Raw genomic sequence first — 24,147 nt, 5'->3', positions numbered from 1 at the left:
TTATAATAAATGAAAAGAAAACTAAAAAGGAGCCGGTTTATTATGCGTAGCTCATTGAGAGTATTTGTTGTAATTGAGTCACTATTATTATTGTGGGCTCTTTATCAAATGTTAGGTAATGTTCCAGCAATTATTTTTTTAACGTTTGCCATTATTAATCTTTTTTATGCTTTAAAAAAAAGAAAAAAAACATCATTTAATCAGTTTCAATTGATTGCCTCGATTATTATTATGGTATTAAGTCTACTTAGTAGTCCAGCAATCTGGTTAGCCTTGGTTTTGGCTGTTATCTATTTTGGGTTGGTTATGGGGGAAGTATCCGAAGTCAGTTTGTTTAATTTTACCCCGTGGAAGAAAAAACAAATCAAGATGATTCAAACAACGACCAGACAATCAAGAGCTGGTAAGCGTTTCAAGAGACCCTGGGTAGGAAGTCAACGTTTAGGTAGCGATACTTATGAGTGGGATGATATTAATTTTTCTGTGATGATTGGAGATACAATCATTGATTTAGGAAATACATTGCTTCCTAAAGAAGATAATGTCATTATCATAAGAAAAGGGTTTGGCCGTACAAGAATTTTAGTCCCTACAGGCATTGGGATTATGTTAGAACACTCTAGCATGCGTGGGGCTGCTCATTTTGAGCAAGAGGTCTATTATTTGAATAACGAATCGTTGAAACTTTACAGCGATGACTATGATGAGTCAAAAAGACGATTGAAAATTATAACCAACACATTATTTGGTGATTTAGAGGTGATTCGTGTATGATGTCAAAAAAGAGTCGACCTCTCATTTTTTTCTATACCTTTTTGTTGACGTTTATTGTGTTAATCGTTACGCTTTATACATATTTTTTTGCTAACAGTCAGCGCAAATGGATGCTAGAATTAATAACGACCCGCTTATTTAAAGTTCCAATTATAGTGTACATCGTTATTATCGCGATTGCTGTGAGTGGTATCGTGTTTTCTATCTTATATTTGGTTAACCGACACACTTATGGGAAAATAGAAGAACAATTACATTTTTTAAGTGTAGGGAATTATGATCATCTTATTTTTTCAGATAAAGAAAAAAGTTATCAAGAAGATGGCCTTATTGATGAATTAGAGCAAGATGTTCAAAATGTTCGTTCGAAAATGTTAGCTATGTCAAAAGAATTGCAAGACCTAAGTGCTGTACCTAAGTATGTGGATGGAGAATCAAAGGAAGATATCATCAAGTCAGAACGCCAACGAATTGCAAGAGAGCTCCATGATTCAGTCAGTCAGCAATTATTTGCTGCAACAATGATGTTATCAGCTCTAAATGAAGCAGTAGAAGACATGGATGATATACCGGATATTATCGAATCCCAACTTCAAGTGGTTGCAGGTATTATTAATACTTCTCAATCCGAAATGCGTGCGTTGTTGCTTCATCTGAGACCAATCAACTTAGAAGAAAAAACATTGCAACAGGGAATTGAAATGTTATTGCAAGAATTACAAACAAAGATTAATATAGAACTAAAGTGGCAAATTGAAGATGTCAGTCTTCCTAGCTCTATTGAAGATAACTTATTTAGAATCAGTCAAGAACTACTATCAAACACACTACGTCATGCTCAAGCTAACTTACTAGAAGTGTATCTCAAAAAAATTGATCAAACAGTGTTACTTAGATTAGTCGATGATGGTGTTGGTTTTGATGTAAATGAAGAAAAAGTAGGTAGCTATGGGTTACAGAATATTCGTGAACGTGTCCAAGGAATGGGTGGCACCTCTCGTATAGTTAGTTTTAAAGGGCAAGGAACAAGTATAGAAATCAAAGTACCGATTTTAAAGGAGGAACGTGATGATTAAAGTACTGCTAGTCGATGATCACGAAATGGTTCGTTTAGGTGTGTCATCTTATTTATCAATACAGCCAGATATAGAGGTTGTAGGAGAAGCTGAAAATGGGCTTATCGGTTATGAAAAAGCCTTAGAAAAACGTCCAGATGTTATTTTGATGGATTTAGTGATGGAAGTGATGGATGGAATTGAGGCAACACAAAAAATATTGTCTGAATGGCCAGAAGCTAAAGTAATTATTGTCACAAGTTTTATTGACGATGAAAAAGTCTATCCAGCTATTGAGGCAGGTGCTGCTGGTTATTTATTAAAGACTTCATCCGCAAAAGATATAGCAAATGCCATTCGTTCAGCTTATAATGGTGAAAAAGTATTAGAACCTGAAGTCACGAGTAAAATGATGGAACGTTTATCTAAACCAAAAATTCATGTATTACATGAAGATTTAACCAATCGTGAAAAAGAAATTTTATTATTAATTTCTGAAGGAAAAAGTAACCAAGAAATAGCAGATGAATTATTTATAACATTAAAAACCGTAAAAACACATGTGTCGAATATTTTATCTAAGTTAGATGTTGATGATCGAACACAGGCGGCAATTTATGCATTCAAACATGGTATTGTCAAATAATTACGAAATCATTAAGGAGATAATTTTACATGAGAAAAACATTTGCAGTTATCGGATTAGGACGTTTTGGTGGTAGTGTGTGTAAAGAATTAGTAGAATCAAACCAAGAAGTATTAGCAATTGATAATTGCGAAGATCGTGTAAATGAATACATGAATATAGCTACTCATACAGTTTTAGCTAATGCACAAGATGAAGCAACATTACGTTCGTTGGGATTAAGAAATTTTGATCATGTGATTGTGACAATTGGTGAAGATATTCAAGCAAGTATCTTAGTCACATTGATGGCTAAAGAGATGGGCGTTCCTCATATTACTGCTAAAGCCCAAAATGAATATCATGGGCGCGTGTTAGAAAAAGTGGGTGCGGATTTAGTTGTCCATCCTGAGCGAGATATGGGATTTCGATTAGGTCATAAACTAACATCAAATAACATGATTGATTTTATTGAATTATCAGATGATTATTCGTTGGCTGAGATTCGTGTCAATTACAAACATTTCTTTAATAAAACAATTCAAGAAATTAATTTTAGAAAACATTATAATGTCACTATTGTTGCCATTCGACGTGGAAAAAATGATTTGATTGTCTCACCTCCTGCTGAGCAAGTTATTTTGGAAGGGGACGTGTTACTAGTAGTTGGTCATAATGATGATGTCGATTATCTCGATGCAAAAATGAAATAACATGATTGTGAGCATGTTGTTAAAGATAATGTTTTACTATATGTTACAATAAGTTCGACATCCGAATAGTTGGGGGAAGATAAAATGGAACTTATAGTAACAGACGATGCACACAAATGGTTTGTAGATGAATTGGGATTGCAAAATGGGGACAGTGTTCGTATTTTTGGAAAATATGGTGGGAGTACTAACGTACATGTAGGCTTTTCTACAGGGATTCAGCTTGTGTCTCCTGAAGATGCCCTAGTCACCAAAAAAATCGACGGTATTACTTACTTTACGGAAAAAGCAGATGACTGGTTTTTTACAAATTATACATTAACAGTGGGCATTGATGAGACATTAAACGAGCCTAACTTTATCTATGAATAATATCGCTAATGTAAATAGTTGATTTGAAACATACAATATTGTACAAAAATTTAATAGATTTTTTTTATCAATTTAATTCAATAGTAATGATAGAAAATAAAATCTATTAATAGAACAGAACAAAAAAGATGATTAATCTTATAAATGTAACTCATCAGTTCAATTTGATAAAGAGCTATAAATGTTAAATAGCATATTAATAAAAAGTACACCTCTAAACAAAACGATATGTTTTTTGTTTAGAGGTGTATAATTTTTATATTAAAAAATGATTTTTAGCAAATTACTTACTAAATTATTTTTTTGTTCGTTTTGGTAAAGCATTAAAATAAATTAATAGTGTTAAGGCAACACCTACTGAACCAAATGAGATAGTAGGCCACACAAATTGTAGGATAGCAGTTAAAAGACTAGGCAATGTTGCAGCATAAACTATTATTTTAAAGACATCTTTGTATCTAAAACTAATCAATCTAAACTTGGTAAATAAATTAGCAAAAAAAGCAAGTATGACAATATCCATAAATAAATTAAAGAATACCATGAACCATGTGACAAAGAAAATAATGCTAAACCACATTGAACGACTTGTATTGCTAGCAAATAGTTGTTCCAAGACATTTTTGTTCAATATATTTGCTTGTGGAGTAGAGTATGGAATGCTTAATACATTATCATCCATAATGTCAGTCGTTGTTCCAACTCTTGGTAGAATCATCACGATTTCTTTCTTTAATAAACCAATGACAAGCACGTTACTTGTTGCATCTGATTCAATTTCTTTTTTAGTTCGCTTATCATTAGGGTCAAACGTAAAAATAATCGAATCCGTTTGATAAATGAAGCCATCTGTTTTTTCTTTCGTAACAAGAGTATCATCTTTTATAGAAAATTCTGGTAATTTTTGAATGATTTTTTCCCCATCTTCTCGTATGGTTTTCGTGATTAGAGTCGTTTGGTAAATAACCGGCAACGAGAGTATCGCAGCTAGTAATAATAAGTATAAGAAAACATGAAACCCTTTCTTCTTTCGACCTTCTAATAGTATGGTGGGTTGTTTAAAACTAGATTTTATTAAGTTAAATGTTCGCATAATAACTCCTTTAAAAGATAAATTGAATTACTATTCATTGTAACGCTTTTAACTGATGAATACAAGAAACGAGAAATTCTCTTTTCTCAGTTTTATTTTTTGCTTTTTATATTGTTTCAATGGTATATTGAAATTGTTCATAATTATCAAAAAATTTAGGGGGCTTTATTATTATGACTTATACTTTACCAGATTTACCATATGCATATGATGCGCTAGAACCACATATCGATGAATTAACAATGAAATTACATCATGATAAACATCACAATACATATGTCACTAATTTAAATGCGGCAATTGAAAAACATCCAGAAGTGGGTGAGCAATCAATTGAAGAATTGATTACTAATTTGAGTGATGTACCTGAGGATATCCGTATGGCTGTTAGAAACAATGGTGGCGGACACGCAAATCATGCATTCTTCTGGGAAATTATGGGACCTAATGGTGGGGGAGAACCTACTGGAGCTATTAAAGGTGCAATTGAAAGTGCATTTGGTAGCTATGATAATTTTAAAGATCAATTTTTAGCAGCAGCAACTGGTCGCTTTGGTTCTGGTTGGGCATGGTTAGTTGATAATGATGGGAAATTAGAAATCATGTCAACACCAAATCAAGATTCTCCATTAACTGAAGGAAAAACTCCTTTATTAGGTATTGATGTATGGGAACATGCTTACTATAAAAAATATAGCAATGTTCGTCCGGATTATGTGAAAGCATTTTTCAATGTTATTAACTGGGATGAAGTAAATAATCGTTATAAAGCAGTTCAAAAATAAGTATTTTTAGGAGAGCAATGATTGCTTTCCTTTTTTTTGTAAAAATTTGATGTTATGCATGAAAAGTTAAACAAATGTTTGAAGAGAATGTGGTATAATGAACGAAAATAAAAGGGAGGGCAGTTTGAATGTTAGAATTATCTAAAAAAACAGTAATAGGTGCACTAGAACTTGAGGCAAATAAGATAAAGTACTTACTAACAAATCAAAGAAATCATCAATGTATTGCCCAATGCAAAGCCTTTGAAGAAGTCGTTGATACACAAATGTTTGGCTTTTCAAAACAAATAGAATTTGCTCACTCCATCGGTGTCATTGATAAACAAGAGGGGCTTGATATGATTATTGAGCTAGAAAAAGAGTTAAACAAAGTATATAACTTAGTTTATCAAGAAGAAAAAGAGTCGAGACGTTAATGGATTTGGGGGTTGTTTGATCGGTGCATAAAAAAATAAAGAAAACAGTGTTCTTAGATTATTTTATTCTGGTACCCTATTTGATATTGTCAACAGTAGGTATTTTAATGGTCTATAGTGCGAGTTCGGTGAATTCACAAGGCTTAGCTATAGAGGCTTTAAAGCAAGGTGGCTTTTTTATTGTGGGTCTAATTGCTATTTTATTTATATATAAAATGAAAACAAAGGTGTTTCAGAATAAACAGTTTATTATGACTGCTATATTAGCTATAGGGTCGTTACTTGTATTAACCAAATTCACTAGTTTAGGAGTTAGTGGTGGTGGAGCAGATGGTTGGTTAGAGCTAGGTCCTATAAGAATACAGCCAGTTGAATTTTTAAAAATTATTATTATATGGTATTTAGCTTATATATTATCACGACGACAAGATAGGATTTTGGGACACTTTAAAGATGCTATATTAAAGCCAATGATTCTGATTGGCTGTTTAATTTTTTTAGTGTTAATACAACCAGATACTGGGGGGGCAGCTATTTTAATCTTAATTACTCTTATTATGCTCTTATCTAGTGGAATTCCTTACTTGTATAGTGTCATCACCATTGTAGGTGGTGTGGTTGTTTCAACGCTTGTTATTCAGTTTATCTCCTTATTCGGCGGATCATTATTTCCAAAAAGAATGATGTATGTTTATAAGCGATTTAAGACGTTTACTAACCCATTTGAAGATCCTTTAGGCGACGGACATCAAATGATTAACTCATATTTTGCTTTGAATAACGGAGGATGGTTTGGTCTGGGACTTGGTAAAAGTATTCAAAAAAAGGGCTTTTTAACGAATGCTCAGACGGACTTTATGTTTTCAATTGTAGTTGAAGAATTGGGATTAATTATTTCTTTAATCTTGTTAATATTATTAATTTTTATGATTTTAAGAATTTTTTCAATAGGTATTCGCTCAAGTGACTATTTTAATTCACTGATGTGTATTGGAATTGCAGGTATGATGCTCATTCAGGTGTTTGTCAATCTTGGTGGAATTACAGGACTTATCCCTTTGACTGGTGTAACATTTCCGTTTCTAAGTCAAGGAGGCTCTAGTTTAGTAACACTGTCCATTGGTGTTGGTTTTGCTTTAAACATTAGTGCAGATGAAAAACGTAAGAAATTTGATAAGGGTGAGTACGATGATACTCAACTATTATTGATGTTTAATGATTAATAAAAAATGCGGGGGATGTAAATTATGAAGAAAGTATTAGTAGCTAACCGTGGTGAAATAGCTATCAGAGTATTTCGAGCGTGTACAGAATTAAATCTACAAACAGTGGCGGTTTATGCAACAGAAGATGATCGCTCCATCCATCGTTTTAAAGCAGATGAAGCATATTTAGTTGGAAAAGGTAAAAAACCAATTGATGCTTATTTAGATATAGAAGATATCATTCGAGTCGCAAAAAAATGTGGTGCAGATGCTATCCATCCGGGATATGGATTTTTATCTGAGAACATTCATTTTGCCAGACGTTGTGAAGAAGAAGGCATTAAATTTATTGGTCCAAGCTTACACCATTTAGACATTTTTGGTGATAAAATTAAAGCAAAATTAGCTGCACAAGAAGCAGGCATTTCATCTATACCTGGAACAGATGGACCAGTTAATGGAGTGGATGACGTTGTAGCATTTGGTGAAGAATTTGGTTACCCAATTATGATTAAAGCGGCTTTAGGTGGTGGGGGACGCGGTATGCGTGTGGCTCACAACAAAGAAGAAGCTCTTGATGGTTACGAGCGTGCTAAAAGTGAAGCAAAAGCGGCATTTGGGAGTGATGAGATTTATGTTGAAAAATACATTGTTAATCCAAAACATATCGAAGTGCAGATTTTAGGAGATGAACATGGCAACGTCATTCATTTATTTGAACGTGATTGTTCAGTTCAACGTCGTCACCAAAAAGTAGTAGAAGTCGCACCAAGTTTCTCAATGTCAGCTGAAAAACGTGAAGAAATTTGTCAAGCGGCGGTTAAGTTAATGTCGCATGTTGGCTATATTAATGCTGGAACAGTGGAATTTCTAGTTGATAAAGATAGTTTTTATTTCATCGAAGTTAATCCACGCGTCCAAGTAGAACATACAATCACAGAATTAATTACAGATGTTGATATCGTAACCTCTCAATTACAAATTGCAATGGGAAAAGATTTGCATAAAGACATCGGTTTACCTAAACAAGAGGGGATTCATATTCATGGTTATGCGATCCAATGTCGTATCACCACAGAAGATCCATTAAATAACTTCTTACCTGATATTGGTAAAATTGATACTTATCGTTCTCCGGGTGGTTATGGTATTCGTCTAGACGTAGGGAATGCCTTTGCTGGAGCTATGGTCACACCATTCTTTGATTCATTGTTAGTAAAAGTGTGTACTCATGGTATTACGTTTGAACAAACCGTCCAAAAAATGTTACGTGCGTTAAAGGAATTTAGAATTCGTGGTGTTAAAACAAACATTCCATTTTTATATAATGTTTTATCTCATCCACTCTTTACAAGTGGTGAAGCGACAACAACGTTTATTGATACAACGGATGAGTTATTTATTTTCCCTAAAATGCGTGACCGGGGTAATAAAACAATGAAGTATATAGGTGAGGTGACAGTGAATGGTTTTCCTGGTATTGGAAAACATGAGAAAAAATACCATTCATCACCTAGAATTCCTGAAATTACAGCCTCTTCAAAACCTAAAATAGAAACACCAAAAATGATTTTAGATGCTAAAGGACCTGATGCTGTGGTTGATTGGGTAAAAAATCAATCATCTGTATTAGTAACAGATACAACTTTTAGAGATGCTCATCAAAGTCTACTCGCAACACGTGTTAGAACAACTGACTTAAAACGTATCGCTAAAGAAACAAGTGAACTTGTACCAGAATTATTCTCACTAGAAATGTGGGGAGGCGCAACATTTGATGTGGCTTACCGCTTCTTAAATGAAGACCCTTGGGTGAGGCTTAAAAAATTACGTAAATTAATGCCTAATACTTTATTCCAAATGTTATTTAGAGGGTCTAATGCTGTTGGTTATCAAAATTATCCAGATAATGTGATTAAAGAATTTATAACAGTAGCAGCTAGAGAAGGCATTGATGTTTTCCGTATTTTTGATAGTTTAAATTGGTTACCACAAATGGAAAAAAGTATTCAATATGTTCGTGATGCTGGCAAAATAGCAGAAACGGCAATTTGTTATACTGGGGATGTTCTTGATCCAAGTCGTCCAAAATACAACATGGCTTATTATAAACAAATGGCACGAGATTTAGAGAATATGGGTGCTCATATTATTGCCATTAAAGATATGGCTGGGTTACTACAACCACAAGCAGCTTATCATTTGATTTCTGAATTAAAAGCAACAGTAGACTTACCAATCCATCTTCATACACATGATACAGCAGGCAATGGAATTATTACTTATTCTGCTGCAGCAAAAGCTGGTGTTGATATTGTCGATGTGGCAATGAGTGCCATGAGTGGTTCAACTAGTCAACCAAGTATGAGTAGTTTGTATTATGCTCTTGAAAATGGCGACCGAGATTTAGATATTAATATTGAGTCTGTTCAAACAATCAATCATTATTGGGAAGATGTTCGTGCTTTCTATGCACCATTTGGTAATGGTATCAATGCCCCACAAACGGAAGTGTATCAACATGAAATGCCAGGAGGACAATATTCTAACCTACAACAACAAGCTAAAGCAGTTGGTCTTGGCGAGCGTTGGGATGATATCAAAAAAATGTATGAACGTGTCAATTATTTATTTGGTGACATTGTTAAAGTAACTCCATCTTCAAAAGTTGTCGGAGATATGGCTTTATTTATGGTTCAAAATAATTTAACGGAAGAAGACATAGAAGAAAGAGGAAGCGAATTAAACTTCCCTGAATCAGTGATTAGTTTCTTCCAAGGTGATTTAGGTCAGCCAACTGGAGGGTTTCCTAAGAAATTAAAAGAAACGATTTTAAATGGTCGTCCGTCTATCCAAGTTCGCCCTGGTAGTTTAGCAGAACCAGTTGATTTTGATAAAGTTAAGGAAGAATTAGCAGGGAAAATTGACCGCGAACCAACTGATAAAGAAGTCATTAGTTATATTATGTACCCACAAGTTTTCTTAGATTATATGACAATGTATAATTCTTATGGAGATATTGAATTACTTGATACACCAACTTTCTTCCAAGGAATGCGTGTAGGAGAAACAGTGGAAGTTCGTATTGAAAAAGGTAAGACGTTAATTATCACCTTAGATGAAATTGGTGAACCTAATCTTGAAGGAAATCGTGTGTTATTCTTTAATCTAAATGGTCAACGTCGTGAGATTGTCATTAAAGATAGTAATATTAAATCGACTGTCATGGCTAAAGAAAAGGCAGAACCAACTAATGATGCTCATGTGGCAGCGACAATGCCGGGTTCAGTTTTAAAAGTACTTGTCGCACCTGGAGACTCGTTACAAAAAGGTGACCCTATCATGATTACAGAAGCAATGAAGATGGAAACAACTATTTATGCTAAGCGAAATGGTATTGTTAAGCGTGTATTAGTTGTAGATGAAGAGCCAATTCAAGCAGGAGATTTATTGGTAGAGTTAACAATCTAATGTTAGTTAAGGAGGTGACAAGATGCGGCGTGTGGGAGAGTTTTTATTAGTGTTTTTTATTGTTCTAACCTTTTTTTACATGAAGCCAGTCGTCTTGTCACAAAAATCTCCTAAATCTGTAGACGAGTTAATGGTTAATGAGATTAAGCCTCCTAGTAAGTCAACTCAGCATAATGAATTAGCTGCTACAGGAATGACAACTGTAATTGGTCTAACTGAGAAAGAGTTACTGGAAAAAATGCCAAATCCTAAAAAAGAATGGCCAGTTGGAATCAATCGTAAGTGGTTAGTCTATGGAAATAGTGCGACGGATTATTATCAGGTAGAGCTGACTGATAATAAAGTATCAAGTGTTTTTGTTTTAGGGACACAAGTTGATACAGCACCCTTTAATATGGATATGACATTAGGTGATATATCAGAAATAACAACAATTTATCCGAATTTTGAATTTGACTACAAAGATAAAAAATACGAAATAGAGTTAACAGAAGATGATATGAATTATCGACCACTTATATCATTTGATAATGGCACTTTTGCGTTACTTCATTTTAATTACGATACAGGTAAATTATTAGGAATACGTTACGTGGGTAAAAGCACTTTGGTTGAGATGATTCCGTATCAATTGAGTCAAGAAACTAAGATACCTAAAGTCGAACTGACTGAGGAGCAACGGGAAATGTTTAATCAAGCGAATACGCAACAATTATTTACTGTGTTAAATATTGTTCGTCAGAGAATTAATCGTAAACCTTATAAGTTAGATACAGAGCTTGTTCTTGAAAGTCAACGAGCATTAGCAGAATTTGATAAAGAACCAAAACAAGTGATAAAAAAAGAAGAGCGTTGGGAACAATGGCAAGAAAAAATTGAGTCAAGTAACCCAAGTGACAGTCTTTTGTTAACAGATGAAGAAATGGATCGATTGTTAAAATTAGGCAAACCACTTGATAAAAATACGCATGGGTTATTTGTTCAAAGTATGGGAGATGTTCCATTTATTGTAACAAATTGGTTTGTTAATCGATTTGATCAACGTGAAATAAAGGATGCAAAAGATGAGTACATTGGTATAGCCTATAATGAAAATCAAGTATTGGTTTTATTTAATCAAAAAGCAAATAATACTGTATTAACCACTGAAAGTAGTGATAAGAGATGATTTATAATGATGAGTTATTTGATTTAGAAGATAAAGCAGCTCAAGTGGCAGAAGATGTGTTAAGCAGTCAATTTGTAGCTGATTATCTATTGTCTTATAATAGAGTGGAAACAAGTAAAGAAGTTTCAGCATTATTATCTGATTTTTTAGTAAAAAAAGAAGCATTTGAAAGAATTGAACCTTATGGTAAGTATGCTCCTGATTTTAAAGAGACAAGACGCGCGTTACGAAAATCAAAAAGAGCGCTTGATGTTAATGATTTAGTTGCAGAATTTAAAGCAAATGAAACAACTGTTCAAAATGTATTAGATTATATAGGTCTAGATATTGCCCAAACGATATCTAAAACGATAAAAGTTGATGCAGGAAATCCCTTTTTTGAGTTTGCTAAAAAAGGTTGTGGAGGAACATGTCATGTTAACAAATGAGTTAGAATTAACCCCAAGACGAGGCTTGGTTGTCTGGGTATATAGTTTAAAACAATTAAGAAATTTAAAGAAATTTGGCTACGTTTATTATGTGTCTAAAAAAATGAAATACGTTATTTTATACGTTGATGAAGCGTTAGTTGATGAAACGGTTGAAAAATTGAATAAACAATTTTTTGTTAGAAGTGTTGAACAGTCATATAGACCTGATATTAATATGAACTTTACTAATCGACTGGGTAACCAAGATTGTCATGATGAGCCGTTAGATTTTGAAGAGCAAAAAACTGAAATTCGCTTAGCAGAATTTGATGATTAAAGTATTTGTCTGGCATAAGACAAATACTTTTTTTATCATTAGTTTTACATAGAGAGGAAGAAATACATGCGCGTTATTGCAGGTGAGTTTAAAGGAAGAAAGTTACAATCATTAAAAGGGGATAATACTAGACCAACTTCAGATAAAATTAAGGGATCTATTTTTAATATGATTGGGCCTTATTTTGATGGAGGGGTTTGTTTAGATTTATATAGTGGTAGTGGCAATTTAGCGATAGAAAGCATCTCTAGAGGGATGGAAAAAGCGTATTGTTTTGATGTTTTCTTTCCAGCAGTGAAAGTTATTCAAGAAAATGTCACTATGACTAAACAAGTAGACTCGTTTGTTGTAAAAAAATTAGAGGCTAAAAAAGCCTTAAATTTTTTAGCAGAACAAACCGTTAGTTGTGATGTTGTTTTCTTAGATCCGCCTTATGCCAAGGAAGAATTAGAAAAAAATATGTTATTATTACAATCATTAAATTTATTAAAAAAACATGCAAAAGTCATATGTGAGATGGATAAACATGTTATATTACCAGATATCATTGGTCAATTAGTCTTAAAAAAAGAACAAAATTATGGTATAACAAAAGTAAAAATTTATGAGTTAGAGGAGGAGTTAAGTGACTAAAAAAAGAATCGCTCTTTTTCCAGGTAGCTTTGACCCTGTTACGAATGGGCATTTAAATACAATTGAAAAAGCTAGTAAATTGTTTGATGAATTAGTTGTTGGCGTATTTACTAATACAACAAAACAAACGCTTTTTACAGCGACAGAACGTCAAGTGTTTATTGAAGATGAAGTGCAGAGTCTCAAAAATGTCTCTGTTCGTTTATGTGATAATGATTTAACGATTAATATCGCTAAGGAGTTAGGTGCTGATTACTTAATAAGAGGCATTAGAAATCAGATGGATTATGAATACGAGAAAAGTATAGCGGTATTGAATAAGCATTTGTCTTCTCATATAGAAACAATCTTTTTGATCTCTGATGAAGAGTATAATCATATTAGTTCTAGTATGATTAAAGAAATTGCTAAATTTACAGGTGATGTCTCTGATTTTGTACCAAAAACAGTTAATGAGGCACTCAAGTTAAAATTTAAATAAGAAGGTTATAATCATGAATAAAGAGCATTTTAAAAATAAATCATTTTATCTAAAAATTTTAGGGGTTTTAGTGGTTGTTTTAGTGTTAATTTTCCCTTTACCATATTATATTGAATCACCTGGAAGTGCGGATAAATTAAATGATATTATAACAGTGGATGGCAAAAAAGATACAGAAAAAGGCTCATTCATGATGACAACAGTTCAAGTTCAAAAGGCTAATGTTCTCACTGCATTGTTAAGTAAATTTGATAAAAATGCTGAGTTGGTTCCTAAACAAGATATATTAGGGGACTCAAAATCAGGAGAATATGACCGTATCCAAGAGTATAATATGGAAAACTCTAAAAATGAAGCAATCCAAATTGCCTTAGAATTGGCGGATATACCATATAAGCGGATTTACAAAGGAATCTATGTGTTATCTGTGGCAGACTATTCAAGTTTTTATAAAAAACTTGAAGTAGGTGACCTTATTACAAAGTTGAATAATCAAACAGTATTGGAGTCGGATAATTTTATTAGTGAATTGAAAAAAATGTCTGTGGATGATACGGTGAAGATAGGTTATAAAAGAGATGATAAAGAAGAAAATGTCGAAGGTCATATTATTAAATTACCTAAACTTAATCGACCAGGTATAGGAGTGACTGTGGTGGATCAAACATCTATTGAAACAGATAAGAAAATAGAGTTTGATACACAAGGTGTTAGTGGCCCATCAGCTGGATTGATGTTTAGTTTAGAGCTTTATAGTATGTTAAGCCATAAAGATTTAAAAAAAGGGCGAAATATTGCAGGAACTGGAACTATAAATGATCAAGGAGAGGTCGGTGACATTGGTGGGATTGATAAAAAAGTAGTCGCTGCTGAAAAAGCAGGCGCAACTATCTTTTTTGCTCCTAATAATGAATCCGATGGGAAAACCAATTATGAAGTGGCTAAAGAATCCGCTAAAAAAAATAAATTAAACTTGACAATTGTTCCAGTAAAAACGATTCAAGATGCGATAAATTATTTAGAAAAACACACGACTTAAAGTGGCTCTTTGTCAAATCGGACTGATGAGTTGGATTTATAAGATGATAGATTTGAGATTATTCTCAGATTTATCATCTTTTTTAGTTATTTAATTTTAATAAGGTCGTTGATCAAGAAAATTCTTATGCGTATATTTGTAAATGAGTTGAATCCATAGGAAACTCTCTTAAGAGTTTTTATATGAGTATTCTTAGCCTCAAGTTTTCCATTGGAAAAACTGTATTTTAGGGCGTTTCTAATACCTACTTCATAGGAAATCAGATTTTCTATTTTATCTCTAAATTGTGTATCCAAGCTATCAGGTAGATTTTTCAATAGTTCGAAAAAGGAATGCCCATCTTTGTTTCTAAAGTGATACATTAGTAAATGGAAGATGTCATAAGCTTCTTTTAGATCAGAAGAGAATGACAGTAGTCGATCAATCACCATAGATTCCGTTAAAAGAGGATACTTTGGAGAAGGAAAACTTCTCCAGGTCTTGAAATTTGAAATGGAAATATTTGTTTGATTTTTTAGAAGTAATTTCCAGTTTGATTTTAATTTATTTGCTTTTGACTTTTTCTTGTTGGTAACTAATCTCTTCATTTCTCGGATTCTAAAATCATTAAAAGCGGTGTTCAAATGCTTTACAATATGGAATCTATCAATGATTAACTTAGCAGTAGGAAAGACTTTTTTAATTAATTGAAAATAAGCTGCATTCATATCTGTTACTAAAAATTTAACTTTTTCCCGTTCCTCCAACGGAGAGCGATTGAAGTAAGGGATTATTTTATCTAATTTCCTACTAGGTAAAATGTCCACTAATTCACCTGTTTTTCCATCAGCACATATGAAGCTCATTTTATCTTCATAACTAGCGTGAGATCTAAATTCATCTACCATTAAAACTTCTGGAAAGGACCGTGGTTTAAGTTGTTGTGGGAGTTGTGATTCAACTGACTTAAGAACTCTTAAAACTGTCGTTAAAGAAACGTGGCATTGTTTAGCTATAAATGTCATAGAGACTTTCTCAGTTAATAATTCTAAAATCTTCAAAGTAATAAATTTACTGATATGACAGTTTTTTTCAACAATAGAACACTGTGCCGTCCAATTGTGCGAACAGCTTTTACAATGGAATCGTTGTTTCTTCAGTTTTAAAATAGTGGGCATATTTTGATAAGAATCTAACTGAATAGTTACTTCCTTTTTTCCATTTCTAACAACGACACTTTTCCCTTCATTATCAACAATAGTTGAACCACAGTTCCTACAAGCCGAAGGCATGGGAGAATAGACTCCAAAGATAACTAAAGTGTTTTTCCCTTTAACTTTATATTCCTCCGTATTTGTTAAATCTAAATGTTCATCTGTCATTCGTAACATTTTTTTGATATGATTATTCATGACATGTTGTCCTTTCTATCTTAGATTTTTGGTGGTACTTCAATTTTACTAGATAGACGACATGTTTTATATTTAAATAAACTAAAAAAGGGCTGATGAATCAAAATTTGATTCATCAGTCCTTTAAATTATAGAGCCCTTAAAGTTAAGTTGTGTGTTTTTTCGTATCTTATCGATGAAAGGAGGAGGTTATGGATTATTTTAATAAATTAGAGACCAAGTATAAATTTATGATTGGTGGAGTAGTGGCTGTTTTATTTTTAGGTATTATCTTACGACTCATTTTTAAACCTCAGAAAGAAATGATTAATACCCACACTCAAATTAGTAGTAGTTATGCAATCAATCAAACCAATGAATCTAGTAGTCACCCTATTGTAGATGACATGTATGTCGATATTAAAGGGGCAGTAACTAAACCCGGTATTTATAAAGTAGATGCTACTATGAGAGTTTTAAATGTGGTTGAGTTGGCTGGTGGATTTTTAAAAGAGGCAGATGATAAGCAAATTAATTTGTCAGAAAGAGTCAGTGATCAGATGGTTATCTATATTCCAAAAGAAGGAGAGGAAATAGCAGAGGTTGTCTCCTCTCAAAAGACAGATCAAAATCAGGGGACACATTCAAATGGTGAAAAAAATCAGTTAGTTAATCTAAATACAGCAGAAATTGAGGAGCTAAAAACACTTAATGGAATTGGAGAAAAAAAAGCTGAAAATATACTTAGGTATCGTGAAGAAAAAGGTTCATTTAAATCAATTGATGAATTAAAAGAAGTTGATGGCATTGGTGAAAAAACGTTTGAACAATTAAAATCATCTATTACTATATAATATTTCTCTTTACTTTTAGAACATAGGTTCGTATAATTGTTTTAAGAAAAGTCTATTAATTATAGAAAAGAGAGATGATTGATATGAAAAGTAATCCAATTGAGTTGAATCATTACTATCATGATAGAGGAATAAAGAAGTATCTAGGATTTTATTTATCTGAACATACTCGAGAAATTCATCATATGAAAGAACAAGCCAATATGATAAATCATAGCAAGCCTATGATGGATTTGGAGGACATTATGGCTGTGGTCAATGACGCAATTGTAAAAGATTTTAGGGTTAATATTCAACCAAATATTGCTGATGTAGATACTGGTAGTTTTTTTAATGAGCTAACAGGTCATATCACAGGATTTACTGAAACAACCATTTATGTGGATCATCTTGCAATAGAGTTATCGTTAATTAGGCATATAGAGCTAGTCTCTGATAAAAAATGGTATGAAAGTTCATCGAAGTTGTAATGAGTAATCAAACAAATCAGTTTTTTGATTATAATAAAGAACTGCAAGAGGATATTTTGTGTGTTGATATGAAAAGTTTTTACGGTGCGAAACGTTCCTAACTGAAAAGGTTAGGCACACAAGATTTTCTTGTGTGGAACTAATGATTTGAGGAGTGAAATGAAGGTGTAACGACCTGAAGTGCTCCCTCTAATACTCCGATTGGCAATCCTATTTGGTTAGAATAAAATTGTCAAAAGCTCGGTGAAGTCGGCTGAGAGTTACCGTAATTGCAAATTTACTTGCAATCGAAAACTATCCAGAGGTGGATAGTGTAACCTATAGGTCGGGAGTCCACAAATTACTCATGGTAAGAATGTGCAAATGTACTGACGAACTTGCGAATGTACGAATCTATAGGCTTGGGGTATAGAAATGTATCTTACCCGCACAAATTATAAATTGTGACACAGGGTGTGACTTGCGGTTTAGTAAGAATCGTAGATATGAATGAGCGTGCAGTGTTACAGGCACTGGAAAGTCACAGGTTCAGAGTGAGTACCTAAAAGTAAATGTATGGATAGAATCATTGGAACGTTGAAAGCTAGTGAACGTGGAGGACTAATCTCCTTTGAAGCGGTTGAGACGAAGTATAATAAGCTCATTTACACTAGTGAGAGTAGTGGCACAGTACCTATGAAGCAGTGATAATAAACTGTGGAGGGATAGCCACAAGTCAATTAGTTTTACTAACAGTTATGATGCAATCCATAGAATCGAGTATGACAAAATAAACGCCGATATCCGAAAGGAGGCGGTGCTATGGAAAATGTATCAGCTTCACACTCAATCCGCCATATGGAATATTATGGCATGATTGATAGCTTTGATAATTTATACCAAAATAGTTGCAATAATCATATTTTTCATAATCTCATGGAAATTGTGACTTCGCCAAGTAACATTCTATTAGCGTATAGAAATATTAAAGGAAACTCTGGAAGTATATCTCCAGGCGTTGATAACAAGAATATTGATGATTTAAAAGAAATAACTAATGCTAACTTTATTAAAATAGTACAATCCAAATTTTCCGAATATAGACCCAAACCAGTAAAAAGAGTCGAAATTCCCAAACCAAATGGAAAAACTCGACCGTTGGGTATTCCAACTATCTGGGATAGGATTATTCAGCAATGTCTATTGCAAGTTTTAGAACCTATTATGGAAGCTAAATTTCATGATAAAAACTATGGGTTCCGACCTAATCGGTCGGCACATCATGCATTTGCACAGGCTGTTAAATTAGCACAATTGTCTAAGCTTACATTTGTAGTGGATATTGACATCGAAGGTTTCTTTGACAATGTAAATCATTCAAAACTTATCAAGCAACTGTGGTCATTAGGAATCCAAGATAAATGGCTTTTAGGAATAATTAGGGCAATGCTTAAAGCACCTATCATTCATAACGATGGGCGGATTGAACACCCTAAAAAAGGAACTCCACAAGGTGGAATACTTTCTCCTCTTCTTGCAAATGTTGTTCTGAATGAACTTGATTGGTGGATATCGTCTCAATGGGAAACTCACCCTACAAGGCACAAATACGACTGTTATCATACTGAGAAGGATTATTGGAATAAAGGCAATAAATATCGAGCCCTGCGTAGTTCAAAGTTAAAAGAAATTTATATTGTGAGATATGCTGATGATTTCAAAATATTTTGCAGAAAACGTAATGATGCAGATAAGATATTTTTAGCCACTAAACTATGGTTGAAAGAGCGTTTAAAGCTCAATATCAGTTTAGAAAAATCTAAAGTGGTTAATCTGAAAAAACAAAAATCTGAATTTCTCGGTTTTACTATGAAACTAGTACGGAAAAGAAATACTTTTGTCATTGAAACCCACATGTGTTCTAAAGCTATGAAAAAAGTTTCGGATAATTTAGCAAAGCAAATAAAGGTAATTCAACATACCCCTAATAAGGAAGAATTACAAAAGCAATTAGTTAAGTATAATTCTATGGTTGTAGGAGTTCATCAATATTATAAAAAGGCAACGCACATTAGTGTGGACTGCCCCAGAATCAATCAACGCATTATGATTATCATCAAAAATCGATTAGACGTTAAAAAAGTTGGTCAACCACCTAGTGACTTCGTTAAGAAAAACTATGCACGCTCAAAGCAGCTAAGGTGGATTAATGGCTATCCGATGATTCCTTTGGGATTTATCAAGCATAGTCATACATCGTTACCAAAGAAGGGAATCTGTAAGTATACGCCCGAAGGACGTATACTAATACATAAGTACCTCACCTTTCCAATCGATATAATTAATCAACTTATGAATAAGAATAATCCAAATGAGAGCGTTGAGTTTAGAGACAATAGAGTTTCTAAATATTCATCACAACGTGGTAGATGTAAGATAACAAAAGAGTTCTTAGAGTTACCTGATATATACTGTCATCGTATTATTCCAAGAAATCTTGGTGGCAAGGATAACTTTCAGAATTTAGTTATCATTCATCGAGACCTACATTCAATTATTCATGAGGAAAATAGAGAAAGAGCATCACCTCTTTTGAAAAAAATGAGGATTACTAGCTCTCAACTTGAGATAATCAATCAGTTTCGTAAAAAAGCAAAAAATTGTGAATTGTCGCTGAATCTATAACTGTATGATATTTGTTAGTAAACTTTGATGGAACGCCGTATGAGGTGAAAGTCTCACGTACGGTGTGGACTGGGGGAAAAGCTGGAGATTATTTCAAAAGCTTACCTATCAGTATCATCTGTTGAATGTGTGAAAAGAGGATTAAATCCTTTAGAAGCATTGTTGGTTGTGATGAGTGGCGCGGATTCTCCAGGAGGATTGGCCTTAGCAACATCACCTAGAGCAAAAACAGAGTTGGGAATCACTAATGTTTCACGTCGCTACGAGATTCCTAAGCACCCAGACTTATGGATTGTCCCACCTAGAATGACTTTATATATCGAACAAAATATAAAAATCAATCAACTATTTAGAAAATATGTCGCAGATGAGGATATATTAGTTTACTCGATTGATGAAACGTTTATTAGGATAGGACCTTCGAAAAAATTGTTTCAGATGAATGCTTATCAATTTGCAGAGCAAATTAAACGTGATGTCTATCATGAAATGGGTCTATACTGTACGATCGGTATAGGCGATAATATGTTACTTAGTAAGTTAGCCTTAGATAATGAAGCAAAAAATAATGACGATATGATGGCAGAATGGCGTTATCATGATGTTCCGCAGACTGTTTGGACGATTCCACGCTTAACTGATTTTTGGGGAATTAATCGAGCAATGGAAAAGCGGTTAAACAATTTAGGTATCTACACCGTTTATGATTTAGCCCATTATGATTTTTTTAAAATCAAACATCCAATTGGTGTGATTGGGCAACAACTTATTGCGCATGCTTGGGGCATTGACCGTTCTAATATCACGGAGAGATACAAGCCAGCGTCAAAGAGTTTAGGTAACAGTCAAATATTAAAAAAAGACTATACTAACCTATCAGAAATAAAAATAGTGATAAAGGAAGTTGCTGAGCAAGTAGCGACAAGGTTACGCTCACAAGGTCTACAAACACAATGTGTGTCTCTTTCGATAGGGTATTCTAAATATAGTTATGACCGTGGATTTCATAGGCAAATGAAGGTCGATGCGACTAATTTATCAAAAGAGTTAGTAGAGTATTGTTTTCAATTATTTGATACCTATTATACAGGTGAGCCGGTTAGAAATTTGGCAGTAAGTTATTCAAAATTAATAGATGATAAAGTTATCCAATTGAATTTATTTGACGAACCAAGTGACACTCTAAACGATAGATTACTTGATCAAACAATTGATATTATTAGAAAACGATTTGGTTTTGATGCCATTATCCATGCATCGAGTTTATTAGAGGGAGCAACGGCGATCGATAGAAGCCATTTAGTTGGTGGTCATGCAGGTGGGATGGATGGTCTAACTTAAAAAAAGTGGTTAAATATAGAAAAATCTATTACAATAAATGTAATTCAAAGAAAAAGAGGTCAGATAATGGGTAGAGAAAGAATTCCTTGGGATCAATATTTTATGGCTCAAAGTAAGTTATTATCTTTACGAAGTACCTGTACACGGTTATCGGTAGGCGCAACAATCGTGAGAGATAGACGAATTATAGCAGGTGGTTATAATGGCTCTGTTACTGGGGATGTTCATTGTATTGATGATGGGTGCTATTTAGTTGATGGGCATTGTGTTCGGACCATCCATGCAGAGATGAATGCTATTTTACAGTGTGCTAAATTCGGTGTAGAGACTGATGGTGCTGAAATTTATGTCACTCATTTTCCTTGTTTGCAATGTACTAAAATGATTTTACAATCAGGGATTAAAACGATACACTACTTAAAAGATTATAGAAATGATGACTACGCAATGAAACTGATTGAACAAGCTGGTGCGACTATCAATCAAGTAACTCTGTCAAAGGAGTATTTTGAAACATTGGCATTTGGAGAAGATGATGAATAAGAAACATACCTCTATTAAGGGGTATTTTTTTTATCCATTGATTTTATATGTTACTTGTTTGTCGTGCTTACTAAAACCACATTGGCTTTTATTTCTTGTTATTGGGTTACTGTGCTTTAGGGTATATCGATTGAAACATAAGAAAATAATCATTATCTGTATGGTATCAATGTGTTTATCAGCAGTATTTTTTTATGTTACAGAGTCATCTAGAGTGGATGTTATTCCTAATGAAAGTGTTGAAACTTGGACCATCTTACCAGATACTATCCAAGTAGATGGTGATTTTGCTAAAGCTAGGGCTAAAAATAAAGGAAAGAATTATTTACTGCACTATAAGTTAGAAACTAAAGAACAACAGGCGTATCTATTGTCATTAACTAAACCACTCGTCATAAAAAGCAACCAAGAAAAAGTCATCCCACAAGCCAAACGGAATTTAAATGGATTTGATTACGCAGATTATTTAAAGTCGAAACAACTCGTTAGCGTGTATAAGTTGACGACAATTTATGAAGTTACAGAGTCGACACTGACTTTTTTTAGACCATTGGAGTGGTTATCTTCTTATCGCGCGCGTATTCACCTTATGATTGACGATACGTTTTTACCATATACAGCTTTTTACATGTCAAGTTTGCTATTGGGGATAAATGACAGTGACAACCGAGAAGTTTGGAATAAACTTAGTTTGGCACATTTATTTGCTTTATCTGGTATACATGTCACTTTTTTAGTGGGAATCATTCAACTTATTTTGTTAAGAATTGGTTTAACAAAAGAAGCAACATCTGTTATTGAGCTATTGTTTTTATTATTTTTTATTGGTATGACTGGTTATAGTATTGGTGTGGTCAGAGCGAGTGTTCAACACTTACTAAAAAAGGGAAACAGTCATTATAGATGGCAGTTAAGCTCGTTAGATTGTTGGAGTATGACTTTAGTTGTACATAGTTTATTTATGCCAACAGTGCTATTTAATATTGGTGGTCAGCTCAGCTATTATCTGAGTTTTTTAATTATATTTATCTATCCAATCATAAAAGGGATGAAGAGATTGCCTCAGACGATTGTTTTTCAGCTACTATTGACCTTTTTCTCGTTGCCTCTTTTATGCTATTACTTTTTTGAATTTAACGTTTTATCCAGTCTATATAGTCTTATTTTTACCCCTATTCTTTTTCAACTTATCTTGCCATTACTTTCTTTAGCTCTGATCGTTTCTTTTTGGTTACCTGATGTTTTGATTTATCTTATTGAAAGAGTCATAGCCAGTGTTCATCTTTTTGCTGAGTGGTGTCAAGGGTTTACCTTGTTCCAAGTAACCACAGGATCGTTTCCAGTGTATGTATTGATAGTCCTTTTAGTGCTGCAATTAGTTTTCTTAATCCATCTCGAAAAGATAAAGACATTTTCTAAAATTCATTTGTTATTTTTAGTGTGTAGTCCGTCTTTATTTATTGGAATGAAGTATTTAAATCCTTTTGGCATGATTGCTTTTGTTGATGTTGGGCAAGGAGATGCTTTGTTTATTCAACTCCCTTTTCATCAAGGAAATTATTTAGTCGATACAGGTGGCAGTTTATCCTTTCAAAAAGAAGAATGGAAAGAAAAAAAGAAAAGTAAGGCACAAGCAGATTACACTTTAATCCCATTTTTGAAAAGTAGGGGAGTGTCAACTTTAGATGGTGTTTTCCTCACACACGCGCATGAAGATCATTTTGGAGACATTGACCGGTTATCAAGTGAGATACAAATTAAACAGGTATTAATGACACCAGGGACTTACCAACAACCAAATGTGCAACAAAAAATGATACTGATTGACACTATAGAATTGATGACATCAAAAACTAAATTATCCTTACCATCGATTGCGATACAACCTTTATACCCTAATGGACAAGGAGATGGTCAAAATGATGACTCGTTAGTATTGAAAGTGACCATTCATCAAAAGACTTTTTTATTGATGGGAGATTTGGAAAAGGATGGTGAGAAAAAATTATTACAACAGTATCCTAATGGGGAGTTGAAAGCAGATTGTCTAAAAATTGGCCATCATGGAAGTAAAACATCTAGTCATCTGGCATTTATTAAAGAAGTAGCTCCGTCTCAAGCAGTCATATCCCTTGGTGAAAACAATCGATTTAATCATCCTTCAGAGGAAACATTGGAAACGTTAAACAATGAAAATATTAGTATTTTTAGGACGGATGAACAAGGGATGATATATCAAAAATGGCTACCATTTAAAAAAGACATGCTAAAAATTCGGTCAGTGAAATGAAAATCTGTTAAAATGGAGAAGAGAAGATGAAAAGGATG

The 24,147-nt window shown here is 33.5% G+C and carries 23 protein-coding genes; 21 read left to right on the top strand and 2 right to left on the bottom strand.

Annotated features, from left to right (window positions below):
• Window positions 1-42 precede the first annotated feature (42 nt).
• The 5 genes from liaF to JNUCC83_RS06340 all read left to right on the top strand — a co-directional run bounded on the left by liaF (window position 43) and on the right by JNUCC83_RS06340 (window position 3,539).
• Window positions 43-774 carry a cell wall-active antibiotics response protein LiaF gene (gene liaF / locus JNUCC83_RS06360; RefSeq protein ID WP_454459220.1) on the top strand — a complete coding sequence of 244 codons (732 nt, stop codon included), beginning with the start codon at window positions 43-45 and terminating at the stop codon, window positions 772-774.
• Window positions 771-1,850, top strand: a complete 1,080-nt coding sequence (locus JNUCC83_RS06355; protein ID WP_454459219.1) for a sensor histidine kinase — start codon at window positions 771-773, stop codon at window positions 1,848-1,850. The genes liaF and JNUCC83_RS06355 overlap by 4 nt, the downstream gene beginning before the upstream one ends.
• Window positions 1,843-2,475, top strand: coding sequence for a response regulator transcription factor (locus JNUCC83_RS06350; protein ID WP_454459218.1), 633 nt, complete (start codon window positions 1,843-1,845; stop codon window positions 2,473-2,475). The genes JNUCC83_RS06355 and JNUCC83_RS06350 overlap by 8 nt, the downstream gene beginning before the upstream one ends.
• A gap of 29 nt (window positions 2,476-2,504) precedes the next feature.
• Window positions 2,505-3,167: a potassium channel family protein gene (locus JNUCC83_RS06345; protein ID WP_454459217.1), complete on the top strand. Its 663-nt coding sequence runs from the start codon at window positions 2,505-2,507 to the stop codon at window positions 3,165-3,167.
• Window positions 3,168-3,251: 84 nt separating this feature from the next.
• Complete coding sequence (locus JNUCC83_RS06340) at window positions 3,252-3,539, top strand: HesB/YadR/YfhF family protein (protein WP_454459216.1); 288 nt, start codon at window positions 3,252-3,254, stop codon at window positions 3,537-3,539.
• 295 nt (window positions 3,540-3,834) lie between these two features.
• On the opposite strand, the gene JNUCC83_RS06335 is transcribed toward JNUCC83_RS06340, so the two are convergent.
• Complete coding sequence (locus JNUCC83_RS06335) at window positions 3,835-4,632, bottom strand: DUF1189 domain-containing protein (protein WP_454459215.1); 798 nt, start codon at window positions 4,630-4,632, stop codon at window positions 3,835-3,837.
• A gap of 173 nt (window positions 4,633-4,805) precedes the next feature.
• On the opposite strand from JNUCC83_RS06335, the gene JNUCC83_RS06330 reads away from it, so the two are divergent.
• The 10 genes from JNUCC83_RS06330 to JNUCC83_RS06285 all read left to right on the top strand — a co-directional run bounded on the left by JNUCC83_RS06330 (window position 4,806) and on the right by JNUCC83_RS06285 (window position 14,577).
• The gene (locus JNUCC83_RS06330; RefSeq protein WP_454459214.1) at window positions 4,806-5,417 is read left to right on the top strand and encodes a superoxide dismutase; all 612 of its coding nucleotides are present in this window, start codon (window positions 4,806-4,808) and stop codon (window positions 5,415-5,417) included.
• 128 nt (window positions 5,418-5,545) lie between these two features.
• Window positions 5,546-5,833, top strand: a complete 288-nt coding sequence (locus tag JNUCC83_RS06325; protein ID WP_454459213.1) for a DUF1507 family protein — start codon at window positions 5,546-5,548, stop codon at window positions 5,831-5,833.
• Window positions 5,834-5,856: 23 nt separating this feature from the next.
• Window positions 5,857-7,056 (top strand): FtsW/RodA/SpoVE family cell cycle protein, encoded by a 1,200-nt coding sequence (locus JNUCC83_RS06320; RefSeq protein ID WP_454459212.1) that lies wholly within the window; start codon window positions 5,857-5,859, stop codon window positions 7,054-7,056.
• Between the two features lie 24 nt (window positions 7,057-7,080).
• Window positions 7,081-10,509 carry a pyruvate carboxylase gene (locus tag JNUCC83_RS06315; protein WP_454459211.1) on the top strand — a complete coding sequence of 1,143 codons (3,429 nt, stop codon included), beginning with the start codon at window positions 7,081-7,083 and terminating at the stop codon, window positions 10,507-10,509.
• A 22-nt stretch (window positions 10,510-10,531) separates the two neighbouring features.
• Window positions 10,532-11,677, top strand: coding sequence for a CAP-associated domain-containing protein (locus tag JNUCC83_RS06310; protein WP_454459210.1), 1,146 nt, complete (start codon window positions 10,532-10,534; stop codon window positions 11,675-11,677).
• Window positions 11,674-12,105: a YlbF/YmcA family competence regulator gene (locus JNUCC83_RS06305; RefSeq protein ID WP_454459209.1), complete on the top strand. Its 432-nt coding sequence runs from the start codon at window positions 11,674-11,676 to the stop codon at window positions 12,103-12,105. The genes JNUCC83_RS06310 and JNUCC83_RS06305 overlap by 4 nt, the downstream gene beginning before the upstream one ends.
• Complete coding sequence (locus tag JNUCC83_RS06300; RefSeq protein WP_454459208.1) at window positions 12,092-12,424, top strand: YlbG family protein; 333 nt, start codon at window positions 12,092-12,094, stop codon at window positions 12,422-12,424. The genes JNUCC83_RS06305 and JNUCC83_RS06300 overlap by 14 nt, the downstream gene beginning before the upstream one ends.
• Before the next feature lie 66 nt (window positions 12,425-12,490).
• Window positions 12,491-13,057 (top strand): 16S rRNA (guanine(966)-N(2))-methyltransferase RsmD, encoded by a 567-nt coding sequence (gene rsmD / locus JNUCC83_RS06295; RefSeq protein ID WP_454459207.1) that lies wholly within the window; start codon window positions 12,491-12,493, stop codon window positions 13,055-13,057.
• Window positions 13,050-13,538 carry a pantetheine-phosphate adenylyltransferase gene (gene coaD / locus JNUCC83_RS06290; RefSeq protein WP_454459206.1) on the top strand — a complete coding sequence of 163 codons (489 nt, stop codon included), beginning with the start codon at window positions 13,050-13,052 and terminating at the stop codon, window positions 13,536-13,538. The genes rsmD and coaD overlap by 8 nt, the downstream gene beginning before the upstream one ends.
• Window positions 13,539-13,551: 13 nt before the next feature.
• Window positions 13,552-14,577 carry a SepM family pheromone-processing serine protease gene (locus JNUCC83_RS06285; RefSeq protein ID WP_454459205.1) on the top strand — a complete coding sequence of 342 codons (1,026 nt, stop codon included), beginning with the start codon at window positions 13,552-13,554 and terminating at the stop codon, window positions 14,575-14,577.
• 86 nt (window positions 14,578-14,663) lie between these two features.
• On the opposite strand, the gene JNUCC83_RS06280 is transcribed toward JNUCC83_RS06285, so the two are convergent.
• A complete protein-coding gene (locus JNUCC83_RS06280; RefSeq protein ID WP_454459204.1) occupies window positions 14,664-15,968 on the bottom strand; it encodes an ISL3 family transposase in 1,305 nt (434 codons plus the stop codon).
• Window positions 15,969-16,159: 191 nt separating this feature from the next.
• On the opposite strand from JNUCC83_RS06280, the gene JNUCC83_RS06275 reads away from it, so the two are divergent.
• The 6 genes from JNUCC83_RS06275 (at window position 16,160) to JNUCC83_RS06250 (ending at window position 24,109) form a co-directional block, all read left to right on the top strand.
• The gene (locus tag JNUCC83_RS06275) at window positions 16,160-16,801 is read left to right on the top strand and encodes a helix-hairpin-helix domain-containing protein (RefSeq protein ID WP_454459203.1); all 642 of its coding nucleotides are present in this window, start codon (window positions 16,160-16,162) and stop codon (window positions 16,799-16,801) included.
• Between the two features lie 83 nt (window positions 16,802-16,884).
• Window positions 16,885-17,271: a hypothetical protein gene (locus tag JNUCC83_RS06270; protein ID WP_454459202.1), complete on the top strand. Its 387-nt coding sequence runs from the start codon at window positions 16,885-16,887 to the stop codon at window positions 17,269-17,271.
• Window positions 17,272-18,072: 801 nt separating this feature from the next.
• A complete protein-coding gene (gene ltrA, locus JNUCC83_RS06265; RefSeq protein WP_454459201.1) occupies window positions 18,073-19,935 on the top strand; it encodes a group II intron reverse transcriptase/maturase in 1,863 nt (620 codons plus the stop codon).
• Window positions 19,936-20,064: 129 nt separating this feature from the next.
• Entirely contained in the window at window positions 20,065-21,276 is a 1,212-nt protein-coding gene (locus tag JNUCC83_RS06260; protein WP_454459200.1) for a Y-family DNA polymerase, read from the top strand.
• Between the two features lie 66 nt (window positions 21,277-21,342).
• Complete coding sequence (locus tag JNUCC83_RS06255; protein ID WP_454459199.1) at window positions 21,343-21,819, top strand: ComE operon protein 2; 477 nt, start codon at window positions 21,343-21,345, stop codon at window positions 21,817-21,819.
• Between the two features lie 130 nt (window positions 21,820-21,949).
• Window positions 21,950-24,109 carry a DNA internalization-related competence protein ComEC/Rec2 gene (locus JNUCC83_RS06250; RefSeq protein ID WP_454459198.1) on the top strand — a complete coding sequence of 720 codons (2,160 nt, stop codon included), beginning with the start codon at window positions 21,950-21,952 and terminating at the stop codon, window positions 24,107-24,109.
• Window positions 24,110-24,147 lie beyond the last annotated feature (38 nt).

The sequence above is a fragment of the Vagococcus sp. JNUCC 83 genome (genome assembly GCF_053667615.1).
The sequence above is the reverse complement of the archived record's forward strand: the minus strand, read 5'-3'. Positions and strand labels throughout refer to the sequence as shown.

Bases quoted from the DNA above. Each gene is read 5' to 3' on its own strand.
- liaF (WP_454459220.1), top strand. From the start codon at position 43: ATGCGTAGCTCATTGAGAGTATTTGTTGTAATTGAGTCACTATTATTA.
- JNUCC83_RS06355 (WP_454459219.1), top strand. From the start codon at position 771: ATGATGTCAAAAAAGAGTCGACCTCTCATTTTTTTCTATACCTTTTTG.
- JNUCC83_RS06350 (WP_454459218.1), top strand. From the start codon at position 1,843: ATGATTAAAGTACTGCTAGTCGATGATCACGAAATGGTTCGTTTAGGT.
- JNUCC83_RS06345 (WP_454459217.1), top strand. From the start codon at position 2,505: ATGAGAAAAACATTTGCAGTTATCGGATTAGGACGTTTTGGTGGTAGT.
- JNUCC83_RS06340 (WP_454459216.1), top strand. From the start codon at position 3,252: ATGGAACTTATAGTAACAGACGATGCACACAAATGGTTTGTAGATGAA.
- JNUCC83_RS06335 (WP_454459215.1), bottom strand. From the start codon at position 4,632: ATGCGAACATTTAACTTAATAAAATCTAGTTTTAAACAACCCACCATA.
- JNUCC83_RS06330 (WP_454459214.1), top strand. From the start codon at position 4,806: ATGACTTATACTTTACCAGATTTACCATATGCATATGATGCGCTAGAA.
- JNUCC83_RS06325 (WP_454459213.1), top strand. From the start codon at position 5,546: ATGTTAGAATTATCTAAAAAAACAGTAATAGGTGCACTAGAACTTGAG.
- JNUCC83_RS06315 (WP_454459211.1), top strand. From the start codon at position 7,081: ATGAAGAAAGTATTAGTAGCTAACCGTGGTGAAATAGCTATCAGAGTA.
- JNUCC83_RS06310 (WP_454459210.1), top strand. From the start codon at position 10,532: ATGCGGCGTGTGGGAGAGTTTTTATTAGTGTTTTTTATTGTTCTAACC.
- JNUCC83_RS06305 (WP_454459209.1), top strand. From the start codon at position 11,674: ATGATTTATAATGATGAGTTATTTGATTTAGAAGATAAAGCAGCTCAA.
- JNUCC83_RS06300 (WP_454459208.1), top strand. From the start codon at position 12,092: ATGTTAACAAATGAGTTAGAATTAACCCCAAGACGAGGCTTGGTTGTC.
- rsmD (WP_454459207.1), top strand. From the start codon at position 12,491: ATGCGCGTTATTGCAGGTGAGTTTAAAGGAAGAAAGTTACAATCATTA.
- JNUCC83_RS06285 (WP_454459205.1), top strand. From the start codon at position 13,552: ATGAATAAAGAGCATTTTAAAAATAAATCATTTTATCTAAAAATTTTA.
- JNUCC83_RS06280 (WP_454459204.1), bottom strand. From the start codon at position 15,968: ATGAATAATCATATCAAAAAAATGTTACGAATGACAGATGAACATTTA.
- JNUCC83_RS06275 (WP_454459203.1), top strand. From the start codon at position 16,160: ATGGATTATTTTAATAAATTAGAGACCAAGTATAAATTTATGATTGGT.
- JNUCC83_RS06270 (WP_454459202.1), top strand. From the start codon at position 16,885: ATGAAAAGTAATCCAATTGAGTTGAATCATTACTATCATGATAGAGGA.
- ltrA (WP_454459201.1), top strand. From the start codon at position 18,073: ATGGAAAATGTATCAGCTTCACACTCAATCCGCCATATGGAATATTAT.
- JNUCC83_RS06255 (WP_454459199.1), top strand. From the start codon at position 21,343: ATGGGTAGAGAAAGAATTCCTTGGGATCAATATTTTATGGCTCAAAGT.